The organism is Devosia sp. (genome assembly GCF_034675085.1).
Lineage (GTDB): Bacteria > Pseudomonadota > Alphaproteobacteria > Rhizobiales > Devosiaceae > Devosia.
This window is the reverse complement of sequence record NZ_JAUCDN010000092.1, coordinates 1-11,133: the sequence shown is the minus strand read 5'-3', so window position 1 is coordinate 11,133 and position 11,133 is coordinate 1. Positions and strand designations below refer to the sequence as shown.

The window sequence follows — 11,133 nt, the reverse complement described above, 5'->3', positions numbered from 1 at the left end:
AGGGCTCCGTGCTGACCAACACATCTGCCGAGGGCTATCCGGGCAAGCGCTACTACGGCGGCTGCGAATACGTGGACGTGGCCGAAACGCTGGCCATCGAGCGCGCCAAGCAGCTTTTCGGCGTTGCCCACGCCAATGTGCAGCCCAATTCCGGCTCGCAGGCCAATCAGGGCGTCTATCAGGCGCTGATCCAGCCCGGCGACACCATTCTGGGCATGTCGCTGGATGCCGGCGGGCACCTGACCCATGGCGCCAGGCCCAACCAGTCCGGCAAGTGGTTCAACGCCGTCCAGTACGGCCTGCACAAGCAGGACGGGCGCGTGGATATGGACCAGGTGCGCCAGCTAGCCCGCGAGCACAAGCCCAAGATGATCGTCGCCGGCTTCTCGGCCTATTCGCGCGTCATGGACTGGGCCGAGTTCCGCGCCATCGCCGATGAGGTGGGGGCTATCCTGTTCGTGGACATGGCCCATGTGGCCGGGCTCGTGGCCGGCGGGGCCTATCCCAGCCCGTTCCCGCATGCCCATGTGGCCACTACGACGACCCACAAGACCCTGCGCGGGCCGCGTGGCGGGTTGATCCTCACCAATGACGACGACATCGCCAAGAAGGTCAATTCGGCCATTTTCCCAGGCATCCAGGGTGGGCCGCTGATGCACGTCATCGCCGCCAAGGCCGTGGCCTTCAAGGAAGCGCTCTCGCCCGAATTCAAGAGCTATGCCGCCCAGGTCGTCGCCAATGCCAAGGTGCTGGCCGATACGCTGGTCAAGGGCGGCGTCGATATCGTCTCGGGGGGCACTGACAACCATCTGATGCTGGTCGACCTGCGCCCCAAGGGGCTGACCGGCAAGGCCACCGAGACCGCGCTGGGGCGCGCCCATATCACCTGCAACAAGAATGCCGTGCCGTTCGATCCGGAAAAGCCCGCCATCACCTCCGGCGTGCGCCTGGGGACGCCCGCCGGCACCACGCGCGGCTTCGGCGAAGCAGAGTTCCAGGAAATCGGCGAGCTCATCATCGAAGTCCTCGATGGCCTCAAGACCAATGGCGAGGACAATAACGGCGCCGTGGAAGCCGATGTGCGCGCCAAGGTCAAGGTGCTCGCCGACCGTTTCCCGATCTACAGCAGGTAAGGAGCCGCCATGCGCTGCCCCTATTGCGGCCACGACGATACCCAGGTGAAGGACAGCCGGCCCACCGAGGATTCCGGCGCCATTCGCCGCCGCCGCGTGTGCAATGCATGCGGCGGCCGCTTCACCACCTTCGAGCGCGTGCAACTGCGCGACTTGACCGTGGTGAAGAAGTCGGGCCGCAAGGTGCCCTTCGACCGCGAAAAGCTCGCCCGCTCCGTCTATACCGCCTTGCGCAAGCGCTCGGTGGAGCCGGAGCGGGTGGAGCGCATGATTTCCGGCATCGTCCGCCAGCTTGAAAGTTTGGGCGATGTCGAAATCACCTCCGACCAGATCGGCGAGTATGTCATGGAGGGCCTGAAGGGGCTCGATGACGTGGCCTTTGTCCGCTTTGCCTCGGTTTACAAGAACTTCTCCGCCGCCGACGATTTCCGCAATTTCCTGGCCGAGCTTGCCCAAGGGCAGGGGGAAACGGGGCAAGAGGATTGAGCGCGCTTTTGCCCGAGGACCGGCGCTGGCTGGACGCTGCGGTGCGCTATGCGACGCCATTCCAGGGCACGACGGCGGAAAATCCCGCCGTTGCCGCACTCATCGTTTTGCCCTCGCGCCAGACCGTCCTGGCACGGGCCGTGACCGGGCGGGGAGGGCGGCCGCATGCCGCCGCCGAGGCGATCGCCGCCGCCGGGTTCGAGGCGGCGGGCAGCACGCTTTACCTGACGCTGGAGCCCTGCCAGCATTGGGGGCGCACGCCTCCATGCGTGGCCTCAATCATCCGTTCCGGCATCATGCGGGTGGTGATCGGCGTTGCCGACTCTGATCCGCGCACTGCCGGCGCCAGCCTCGCCCAGCTCGAATCTGCCGGCGTCGAGGCCATCCTGGCCGATCACGCACCCTCACGGGCCTTGCATGTCGGCCATATCATGCGCCACACGGCTGGTCGTCCCCATGTCACCGCCATGCTGGCCATGTCGTCCGATGGCATGATCGGGCAGGTGGGCGCGGGATATGAGCGCCATGTCGGCCCTGCCGCACGGCAATGGATGGATATGCTGAGGGCTCGCTCCGACGCAGTGATGGTGGGTGCGGCCACGGCCCGCCAGGACGATCCGGCCCTTGCCGTCACCCTGCCGGGGCTGGCTGCGGACACGCCCCTGCGTGTCGTTCTGGCGGGTGCCGGTGGGATTGATCGCAAGGTGAATCTGATTGGCGGCTTTTCCGGCTATCGCACTATGATCCTTGCGGAAAATTCGGTTACCGTCGACGCCCCGGTGTCAGTCGAAGTCATCCGGGTTGCGGGTGCCGAGGGGCGGCCCGATCTGGGCAAGGCCATGCAAGCCCTGGCGAAAAAGGGGATTCAGAACCTCCTTGTCGAGCCCGGGCAACGCCTGGTCGGCGCTCTGCTCGACACCGGTCTTGTCGATCGCGTCGTGCTGCTGACCGGCACCAGTGTCCTCGGACCCGAAGCGGTGTCGGCTGTTCCAGGCCAGGTTTTCACCGACGTCCTGGCGGCGCAAGGCTTTGTCGGCTGCGAGCGCGAGGCGCTGGGCGGCGACAATTTGATGATCTATGAGCGGGCCGCGCGGCCGCATTGAGCGCACAGCCTGTTGAAGTTCCCGGCGCGGGCGATTATGGGGGTGCGTTGCTGCCCGTGGCAGCCCGGCCCAGCGGCCACCCAGCATAGATGAAAGCAGTCATGGCCGACGCCCCCAAACGTGATCCCCGCTCCGAACGCCCCGCCAACCAGCGCGGAGCCGCCCGCCTTGCCGCTGTGCAGGCGCTATATCAGATGGATGTGGGACGCGCGACGCTGGAGGATACGCTGGCCCAGTTCGGCGCGTTTCATCTGGGGCGCGAGGTGGAAGGCGAACAATATCTTCCCGCCGATGCCGATTTCTTCCGCCAGATCGTTTCCGGCGTCACCAAGCATCAGTTGGCCATCGACCCCGCCGTAGACAAGGCCCTTGCCGAGGGCTGGCCGGTGGAGCGGGTCGATGCGACGCTGCGCGCCATTCTACGCGCCGCGGCGTTCGAGCTTTTGCGCCGCAAGGATATTCCGGCGCGTGTCGTCATCACTGAATATGTCGACGTGGCCAAGGCTTTTTATGAGGATGACGCCACCGGCCTCGTCAATGCCGCGCTCGACGCCATTGCCCGTGCATCCGGCGTCGATATCGAAAAGGCGCCCTGAGCCCGATCCGAGTGACGAAAATAAAAAGCCCCGGAAAACCGGGGCTTTGTTTTGCCGAGATGGCGTCCTCAGAAGCTCGACAGGATGGAGTCGATAAAGGTGCGGTCTTCGCCGAAGGAGGGCGTGCGCCGGCTCTCGATGGCGACGGTCTTGCCGTCCTTGAGCCCATAGACGGCCTTGTCCACCACCTTCTTGTTCTTGTCGAAATAGACGACCAGCACGGTGCGCGAGTCGATCATGGTCATGCCGAAGGCGGTCTGGCGCACCTTGGTCTCGACATAATAGAATGCAGACTGGTCCCCGAAGGTGTTGGTGGACTGGGGCGAGCCCAGAACCATGGTCACCAATTGCTGGCTCTGTCCGGGGCGAATCTGGGCCATGGCGCTTTCGGAAATCTCATAGCCCTGGGTGCGCTTGCTGATGAGCGAGGTGCTGCTGCTGCACGCCGCCAGCGTCAGGGCAAGCAGGGCCGCGGCGGCAAGCGGTGCTACGGAACCGGTGGCGATACGCAAGGGCATGAATTTGACTTTCCCGATGGCTCTCGACTATAGGCTCGACGATGAGATGGCGGCCCTTATAGCCGCCGCAAGGTGTATCTGCCAACCTCTCTGTCTGGCAAGCCGGCATTGGTCCCCTGGGCCAGCCCGTCCCTCTTAGGCCGATCGAAATGCTGAGCGCAATCCAATCCCTGTTCCGCAAGAGCACCGACACCGAACCCGTCTACGCCATCTATAACGCCATTGTGGCGCAATCCCGTCAGCCGCGCTTTTACGCCGACTGGCAGGTGCCCGACACGGTGACGGGGCGCTTCGACATGATCAGCCTGCATATGGCGCTGCTTTTCCGCCGTCTGCGCGGGGAGAACGGCAAGCACAAGGATTTCAGCCAGGCCGTGTTCGACGTGTTCTTCAAGGACATGGACCGCTCCCTGCGCGAGATGGGCGTCACCGATCTCGGGGTGCCCAAGAAGATCCAGAAAATGGGCAACATCTTTTTCGGGCTTCTGGCGGCATTGAGCGCGGCCATGGACGGCAAGGATGCGGCCGCTCTCCAGGAAGTGCTCTCGCGCAATATTTTCGATGGCCAGGAAGGTCCCCATGTCGAGGCGCTGGCCGACTATCTTATGGCCGAAGATGCTGTTCTCGCCGGCCAGCCGGTGGAGGCAATCGCCGGCGGCACGATCCGTTTCGGAGTGCCCGCATGACCGCAGCGAGACAGGCGCCGCTCTTTGATGCTGTAGTGCGCATCGACCGGCTGCCGGCCACCGGCCGCGATCTTTCGGTCGATCTGGACGAAAAGGCTCGGGCCACTCTCGCCGAAGCACTCCGGCTCAGCGCCGTCATTTCGTTTTCTGCCCGCCTCAGCGTCGTGCCCCTGCGGGGAGGCATTCGTGCCCAGGGCCGGCTGACAGCCGATATCGTCCAGCCTTCGGTCGTCACCTTCGAGCCGGTGGGCCAGCATGTCGACGAGGAAATCGACCGTGTTTTCCTGCCCGAGCCGCATGGCCACAAGCACACCAGCGACCCCGAGGTGTTCATCGACCTTGAAGATGACGATTTTCCCGACCACATAGACGGCCCGGAAGTGGACCTTTCGGCACTGCTGGTGGAAACGCTGGCGCTGGCCATCGACCCCTATCCGCGACGGGAAGGAGAAAGCCTCGACGGCCTGGGGCTGGACCTTGGCGAAGAAGAGGCGGGCCCCTTCGCGGCCCTCAAAAAGCTCAAGAAGTCCACCGATAATGAACGCTAGCATCGCGGGTCGGGCTTGCGCGGACCCCTTGATGGGATATGTTTGACCGCTCCCTCGCCGGGGCTCATAACGGGCTGAAATGACCGACACGATAACCATATCAGTGGATGCCATGGGCGGCGACAATGCCCCGCGCGCGGTGATCCACGGAGCCTATCTGGCGCTGCGCGAGCGCAAGAATACCCGCTTCATCTTCCATGGGCGCCAGGAGCAGATCGCGCCGCTGCTCGAGGAGTTTCCCGCGCTCAAGCCCGCCTCGACCATACGCCATTGCGATATCGTCATTGCCATGGATGAAAAGCCCAGCCAGGCCCTGCGCAAGGGCAAGGGCGTTTCGTCCATGTGGATGGCCATCCAGGCAGTCAAGGACGGGGAGGCCGATGTCGCCATTTCCGGCGGCAATACGGGTGCGCTGATGGCCATGGCCACCTTTTGCCTGCGTCCGATGAAGGGGATCTCCCGCCCTGGCATCGCGGCCATCTGGCCGACCCTGCGCAGCGACATTATCGTGCTCGACATGGGCGCCACCATCGGCGCCGACGCAAGGCAGTTGGTGGATTACGCCATTCTGGGCTCGGCGCTGGCGCGGTGCCTCTTCGACGACGAATCGCCCAGCGTTGGCCTGCTCAATGTCGGCACCGAAGAGGTGAAGGGGCTCGAATCCATCAAGGAAGCCGGCCGCATTCTCACCGAGGCCAGCGGTTCGGGCTTTACCTATCACGGCTTTGTCGAGGGCGACGATATCGGCAAGGGCACTGTGGATGTTGTAGTAACCGAGGGATTCGTCGGCAATATCGCGCTCAAGACCGCCGAGGGTACGGCCCGCCAGGTCGCTGCCTATCTGCGCAATGCGCTGACCGCAACCTGGCTGAGCAAGCTGGGCGCGCTTCTCGCCTCATCGGCTCTCAATGCCCTGCGCCGCAAGATGGACCCGCGCACCGTCAATGGCGGCGTGTTCATGGGCCTCAACGGCATCGTCATCAAATCCCATGGCGGCACGGACGAGGTGGGCTACAAAAGCGCCCTCAGCCTTGCCTATGAAATGGCCCGCAGCAAGCTGATCGACAAGATCGGCGACACCATGCAGCGCTTCCCGGTGAAGGTCGACTCCACCCAGCCCGAAGCAGAAACCGAGGCAGGATCGGCGTGACCAGGACGCGTACCATCATTCGTGGCGTAGGCGGATATCTGCCTGAAAAAGTGCTGACCAACGCCGAATTGTCCACCATGGTCGATACCTCCGACGAGTGGATTCGCCAGCGCGTGGGCATTGAGCAGCGCCATATCGCCGCCGAAGGCGAATATACCTCCGACCTTGCGGTAAAAGCGGCCAGGAAGGCTATGGCTGCCGCCGGGGTCACGCCCGACGATATCGACCTCATCATCGTCGCCACCACCACGCCGGATTACACCTTCCCGGCGGCGGCGACGCTGGTGCAGATGAAGCTGGGCATCCATCACGGCATGGCCTTCGACATCCAGGCGGTCTGTTCCGGCTTCGTCTATGCCGTGGCCACGGCCGACAGCTATATCAAGAACGGTCTGGCGACCCGCGCCCTGGTCATCGGCGCCGAGACCTTTTCGCGCCTGCTCGACTGGACCGACCGCACCACCTGCGTGTTGTTCGGCGATGGCGCCGGCGCCGCGGTGGTGGAAAAGGTCGAACTGGCCGATGATGCGCCCGAGCGGGGCATCCTCTCCTCCGCATTGCGCTCCGACGGCCACCATTGGGACAAGCTCTATGTCGATGGCGGGCCCTCCACCACCGGCACCACCGGTCATGTTCATATGCAGGGCCCTGAAGTGTTCCGCCACGCCGTGGGCAAGATCACCGACGTCGTCTATGACGCGCTGGCCAAGGCCGGCTATACGGTGGACGATCTCGACTGGTTCGTGCCGCACCAGGCCAATCGCCGCATCATCGACGGGGCGGGCGCCAAGCTCGGCCTGCCGCCCGAAAAGGTGGTGACCACGGTGCAGCGGCATGCCAACACCTCGGCCGCCTCGGTTCCGCTGGCGCTCAGCGTCGCGGTGGCCGATGGTCGCATCAAGCCCGGCGACCTCGTGATGATCGAGGCCATGGGCGGCGGATTCACCTGGGGAGCCTCGCTCATCCGCTGGTAACAGTCGCTTCCCGGCCGATTGACCTTAGCCGTTTCAAGGCGTTAGTGTCTTTCCAAGTCGAAGAGACGGCGCTAGGCCGACCGGGCGAGGGGATCAGACCTTTCGGGGAAACGGGGGTTCGAATGACGCAGAAGACGGTAACGCGGGCCGACCTGGCCGAAGCGGTCTACGGCTCGGTGGGGCTGTCGAGGACCGAGTCGGCCGAACTGGTCGAGCGGGTGCTCGAGCTTATTTCCGATGCGTTGATCGAGGGCCACAACGTCAAGCTCTCCTCCTTCGGCTCCTTCCAGGTCCGCTCCAAGAACGAGCGCATCGGCCGCAACCCCAAGACGGGCGAGGAGGTGCCGATCCTTCCGCGACAGGTTCTTGTGTTCAAGCCGTCCAATGTGTTGAAGTCCAAGATTAACAAATCTATGGTTCGCTCTGGAAAATAAGCCATCCAGCGAGTCTCTGCCTCCGTGGATAAGTCGCCAGACGCCTTCCGCACGATCTCCGAAGCCGCCGAAGAGCTGGATTTGCCCCAACACGTCCTGCGCTTCTGGGAAACGCGGTTCAACACCATCAAGCCGCTCAAGCGCGGCGGTGGGCGGCGCTATTATCGCCCCGAAGACGTCATGCTGCTGCGCGGCATACGGCATCTGCTCTACGATCAGGGTTTCACCATCAAGGGGGTGCAGCGCATCCTCAAGGATCAGGGCAGCCGCTATGTCATCGCCGTGGGCGAGGGCCGGCCGCTCGAAGAACTCCTGCCCATAATCGAGCAGGCGGAGGCCGCCGGCGATGAGGCCCAGGTCGAGGAAGCGGTGATGCTGGCGAGTCCGGCTCTCGATCGCGACTCTCGTGACAAGCTTTCCGATGTCATGCGCGAACTGCTCGAATGCAAGCGCCTCCTGGAGCGCGCGAGAGAAACCTGAGCGCGCGACGCCGGCACTGGTTTGGGCGGCGCATCGCCATGCATCGCAAAATTTAGAATGAATGTTCCACGCCCCTTGCGCCCCTGGAAGACGGGGCGCCGATAATATTCCATGCATCCTTCAACCATCCAGCCGAAGTGCCCGATCACTTCGGGTGGCTGGCTCACGCTCCCGCTTGACGTTATCGGGTGAAAATGGAATGTTTGTTTCGCAAGGATTGAAAAACGGCGTAATAGTTCCGTGCCAATCCTGTAACGAGGGAGGAATTCGATGAATATTCTATTCAAGGGTTTGACCGCCCTGGCGCTGGCTGCTGCGACGCTGCCCGCCATGGCTATTCCTGCCGCCGCCGATGGCGAGCGTTTCGTGCTGGTCTCGCACGCGCCGGATTCGGATAGCTGGTGGAACACGATCAAGAATGCCATCGCCCTGGCGGGCGAGCAGATGGACGTGACGGTGGAATATCGCAATCCTCCCACCGGCGACCTTGCCGACATGGCTCGCATCATCGAGCAGGCGGCGGCATCCAATCCCAATGGCATCATCTCCACCATCGCCGATTTCGACGTGCTGTCGGGGCCGCTCTCCGATGCGGTCGCGCGCGGCATTCCGGTCATCACCATCAATTCGGGCACCATCGAGCAATCCAAGCAAATCGGCGCGCTCCTCCATGTCGGCCAGCCCGAGTATGACGCAGGTTTCGGGGCCGGGGAGAAAGCTAAGGCAGCCGGGGTCACCAGCTTCCTTTGCGTTAACCACTACATCACCAACCCGGCCTCGGTTGAGCGCTGCCAGGGTTTCGCCGACGCACTTGGCGTGGAATTGGGCAACCAGATGATCGACGCGGGCCAGGACCCGGGTGAAATCCAGTCCAAGGTCGCCGCCTATCTCCAGACCAATCCCGACATCAATGGCATCCTGACCCTGGGCCCGACCTCGGCGCATCCCACGATCGCCGCGCTCGACGCCAATGGCAAGGCCGGCGCCATCTTCTTCGGCACCTTCGATTTGTCCGGTGAAATCGCCACGGCGATCAAGGCGGGTACGATCAACTTCGCCATCGACCAGCAGCCCTTCCTGCAGGGTTACCTGCCGGTGATCATCCTCACCAACCTGGCTCGCTACGGTGTGGTTCCGGGCAATTCGATCAATTCCGGCCCCGGCTTCATCACCAAGGACAATATCGCCCTGGTCGAGCAATATGCGGGTCAATATCGCTGACATCCACGGGGAGCCGCGCACCGGTGCGGCTCCTTTCTCCGGAGGAGTGACCCATGGATGAGCAATCCGGGACGGCGCCGCCGCCCGACGAGCGCATGCAGCAGCAATCGCGTTGGCGGCGCGCCTTCGTGCGCCCCGAACTGGGCGCCATGGCCGGCACCGTGCTGGTTTTCATCTATTTCGCCATCGTTGCCGGCGGCACCGGCATGTTCGCCCCCGACGGCATCATGAACTGGGGCGTGGTCTCGGCGCAGTTCGCCATTATCGGGGTGGGCGCGTGCCTTCTGATGATCGCTGGGGAATTCGATCTGTCCGTCGGCTCGATGATCGGCTTCGCCGGTATCGTCATCGCCCTTTTGGGAGTGCATTGGGGCTGGCCGATCTGGGCGGCCATCCTGGCCGCTTTCGCCGTTGCCATGCTGGTGGGCGCGGCCAATGGCTATCTGGTCATCAAGACCGGGCTACCCTCTTTCATCGTCACGCTGGCCTCGCTTTATGTGCTGCGCGGGCTGACCATTTATCTTTCGATTTCCACCACCCGCCAGACCATTATCGGCGGCGTACGCGAGGCGGCGCAGGGCGACTGGCTCGCGGCGCTGTTTGGTGGCAAGGTGCTGGGCTTCGTTTTCACCTGGCTGGCCGATATCGGCGTGATCGCCAAGTTCCAGGCCGGCAATAAGGCCGGCCTGCCGGTGGTGGACGGTATCCCGATGCTGATGGTCTGGGCGCTCGCTCTCATCATCTTCGCCCATGTGCTGCTGACGCGGACCCGCTTCGGCAACTGGATCTATGCTTCCGGGGGCGACGCCAAGGCGGCGCGCTATGTCGGTGTGCCGGTGGACCGGGTCAAAATCCTGATGTTCGTGTTTTCGGCCTTCTGCGCCACGGTGTTCGCCACCTGCCAGGTGATGGAATTCGGCTCCGCTGCCGCCGACCGCGGCCTGCTCAAGGAATTCGAGGCCATCATCGCCGTGGTGATCGGGGGGGCGCTGCTGACCGGTGGCTATGGCTCGGTGATCGGGGCGGCGCTGGGGGCGCTGATCTTCGGCGTGGTGCAGCAGGGCCTGTTCTTTGCCGGGGTGGAAAGCTCGCTCTTCCGCGTTTTTCTCGGCGTCATCCTGCTGCTGGCGGTGATCCTGAACACCTATATCCGCCGCCTCATCACAGGGGAGCGCTGAGCCATGGCCGACACGCCCCTGATCGAGCTTATCGACATCAAGAAGCAGTTCGGGCCGGTGATCGCCCTCAACGGCGTTTCTGTGTCGGTCATGCCCGGCGAGTGCCACTGCCTTTTGGGCGACAACGGCGCCGGCAAGTCCACCTTCATCAAGACCATGGCCGGGGTGCATAAGCCCAGCGCGGGCGAAATCCGTGTCGCCGGACAGAAGGTAGAGTTTGCCAGTCCGCGCGACGCCATGGAGGCGGGGGTGGCCACGGTCTATCAGGACCTGGCAATGATCCCGCTGATGTCGGTGACGCGCAATTTCTGGATGGGGCGCGAACCCCGCCGCCAATGGGGCCCGTTTCGCTTTCTCGACATGAAAATGGCCAATCGCGTCACCATGGAGGAGATGCGGCGCATGGGCATCAGCCTGCGCGAGCCCAATCAGGCGGTGGGTACCCTGTCGGGCGGCGAGCGGCAGTCGGTCGCCATTGCCCGCGCCGTCTATTTCGGCGCCAAGGTGCTGATCCTGGACGAGCCCACCTCGGCCCTGGGCGTGCGCCAGACCGCCAATGTGCTGGCCACCATCGACAGGGTGCGCAAGACCGGCGTCGGCATCGTCTTCATCACCCATAATGTGCG

Annotated in this window: 14 protein-coding genes; 13 read left to right on the top strand and 1 reads right to left on the bottom strand. The window is 63.7% G+C overall.

Going from position 1 to position 11,133, the window contains the following annotated elements; all coding sequences use genetic code 11:
* The 4 genes from glyA to nusB form a co-directional block, all read left to right on the top strand.
* Positions 1 to 1,133: serine hydroxymethyltransferase (glyA, locus tag VDP82_RS07835; RefSeq protein WP_323014299.1), on the top strand; the 1,133-nt coding region annotated here is incomplete at its 5' end.
* A gap of 9 nt (positions 1,134 to 1,142) precedes the next feature.
* Positions 1,143 to 1,619, top strand: coding sequence for a transcriptional regulator NrdR (gene nrdR, locus VDP82_RS07830; RefSeq protein WP_323014298.1), 477 nt, complete (start codon positions 1,143 to 1,145; stop codon positions 1,617 to 1,619).
* The gene (ribD, locus tag VDP82_RS07825) at positions 1,616 to 2,722 is read left to right on the top strand and encodes a bifunctional diaminohydroxyphosphoribosylaminopyrimidine deaminase/5-amino-6-(5-phosphoribosylamino)uracil reductase RibD (RefSeq protein ID WP_323014297.1); all 1,107 of its coding nucleotides are present in this window, start codon (positions 1,616 to 1,618) and stop codon (positions 2,720 to 2,722) included. Before nrdR ends, ribD begins: the two co-directional genes overlap by 4 nt.
* A 101-nt stretch (positions 2,723 to 2,823) precedes the next feature.
* Positions 2,824 to 3,318: a transcription antitermination factor NusB gene (gene nusB, locus VDP82_RS07820; RefSeq protein ID WP_323014296.1), complete on the top strand. Its 495-nt coding sequence runs from the start codon at positions 2,824 to 2,826 to the stop codon at positions 3,316 to 3,318.
* Positions 3,319 to 3,386: 68 nt separating this feature from the next.
* Here nusB and VDP82_RS07815 read toward each other — a convergent pair whose 3' ends face one another.
* The gene (locus VDP82_RS07815; RefSeq protein WP_323014295.1) at positions 3,387 to 3,836 is read right to left on the bottom strand and encodes an outer membrane protein assembly factor BamE; all 450 of its coding nucleotides are present in this window, start codon (positions 3,834 to 3,836) and stop codon (positions 3,387 to 3,389) included.
* Positions 3,837 to 3,985: 149 nt separating this feature from the next.
* On the opposite strand from VDP82_RS07815, the gene VDP82_RS07810 reads away from it, so the two are divergent.
* From VDP82_RS07810 to VDP82_RS07770, 9 genes are all read left to right on the top strand, one after another.
* A complete protein-coding gene (locus tag VDP82_RS07810) occupies positions 3,986 to 4,522 on the top strand; it encodes a ubiquinol-cytochrome C chaperone family protein (RefSeq protein ID WP_323014294.1) in 537 nt (178 codons plus the stop codon).
* Positions 4,519 to 5,070: a DUF177 domain-containing protein gene (locus VDP82_RS07805; RefSeq protein WP_323014293.1), complete on the top strand. Its 552-nt coding sequence runs from the start codon at positions 4,519 to 4,521 to the stop codon at positions 5,068 to 5,070. The genes VDP82_RS07810 and VDP82_RS07805 overlap by 4 nt, the downstream gene beginning before the upstream one ends.
* A gap of 79 nt (positions 5,071 to 5,149) precedes the next feature.
* Positions 5,150 to 6,220 carry a phosphate acyltransferase PlsX gene (gene plsX, locus VDP82_RS07800; RefSeq protein WP_323014292.1) on the top strand — a complete coding sequence of 357 codons (1,071 nt, stop codon included), beginning with the start codon at positions 5,150 to 5,152 and terminating at the stop codon, positions 6,218 to 6,220.
* Positions 6,217 to 7,194: a beta-ketoacyl-ACP synthase III gene (locus tag VDP82_RS07795; protein WP_323014291.1), complete on the top strand. Its 978-nt coding sequence runs from the start codon at positions 6,217 to 6,219 to the stop codon at positions 7,192 to 7,194. The genes plsX and VDP82_RS07795 overlap by 4 nt, the downstream gene beginning before the upstream one ends.
* A 122-nt stretch (positions 7,195 to 7,316) precedes the next feature.
* Positions 7,317 to 7,628: an integration host factor subunit alpha gene (locus VDP82_RS07790; protein WP_323014290.1), complete on the top strand. Its 312-nt coding sequence runs from the start codon at positions 7,317 to 7,319 to the stop codon at positions 7,626 to 7,628.
* Positions 7,629 to 7,652: 24 nt separating this feature from the next.
* Complete coding sequence (locus tag VDP82_RS07785) at positions 7,653 to 8,108, top strand: MerR family transcriptional regulator (RefSeq protein WP_323014289.1); 456 nt, start codon at positions 7,653 to 7,655, stop codon at positions 8,106 to 8,108.
* 270 nt (positions 8,109 to 8,378) lie between these two features.
* Positions 8,379 to 9,329: a sugar ABC transporter substrate-binding protein gene (locus VDP82_RS07780; RefSeq protein WP_323014288.1), complete on the top strand. Its 951-nt coding sequence runs from the start codon at positions 8,379 to 8,381 to the stop codon at positions 9,327 to 9,329.
* Positions 9,330 to 9,382: 53 nt separating this feature from the next.
* Positions 9,383 to 10,507, top strand: a complete 1,125-nt coding sequence (locus VDP82_RS07775; RefSeq protein WP_323014287.1) for an ABC transporter permease — start codon at positions 9,383 to 9,385, stop codon at positions 10,505 to 10,507.
* 3 nt (positions 10,508 to 10,510) lie between these two features.
* The coding region (locus VDP82_RS07770) for an ATP-binding cassette domain-containing protein (protein ID WP_323014286.1) at positions 10,511 to 11,133 on the top strand (623 nt) is incomplete at its 3' end.

Coding starts and splice junctions, on each gene's coding strand:
- nrdR (WP_323014298.1), top strand. CDS start 1,143: ATGCGCTGCCCCTATTGCGGCCACGACGATACCCAGGTGAAGGACAGC.
- nusB (WP_323014296.1), top strand. CDS start 2,824: ATGGCCGACGCCCCCAAACGTGATCCCCGCTCCGAACGCCCCGCCAAC.
- VDP82_RS07815 (WP_323014295.1), bottom strand. CDS start 3,836: ATGCCCTTGCGTATCGCCACCGGTTCCGTAGCACCGCTTGCCGCCGCG.
- VDP82_RS07810 (WP_323014294.1), top strand. CDS start 3,986: ATGCTGAGCGCAATCCAATCCCTGTTCCGCAAGAGCACCGACACCGAA.
- VDP82_RS07805 (WP_323014293.1), top strand. CDS start 4,519: ATGACCGCAGCGAGACAGGCGCCGCTCTTTGATGCTGTAGTGCGCATC.
- plsX (WP_323014292.1), top strand. CDS start 5,150: ATGACCGACACGATAACCATATCAGTGGATGCCATGGGCGGCGACAAT.
- VDP82_RS07790 (WP_323014290.1), top strand. CDS start 7,317: ATGACGCAGAAGACGGTAACGCGGGCCGACCTGGCCGAAGCGGTCTAC.
- VDP82_RS07780 (WP_323014288.1), top strand. CDS start 8,379: ATGAATATTCTATTCAAGGGTTTGACCGCCCTGGCGCTGGCTGCTGCG.
- VDP82_RS07775 (WP_323014287.1), top strand. CDS start 9,383: ATGGATGAGCAATCCGGGACGGCGCCGCCGCCCGACGAGCGCATGCAG.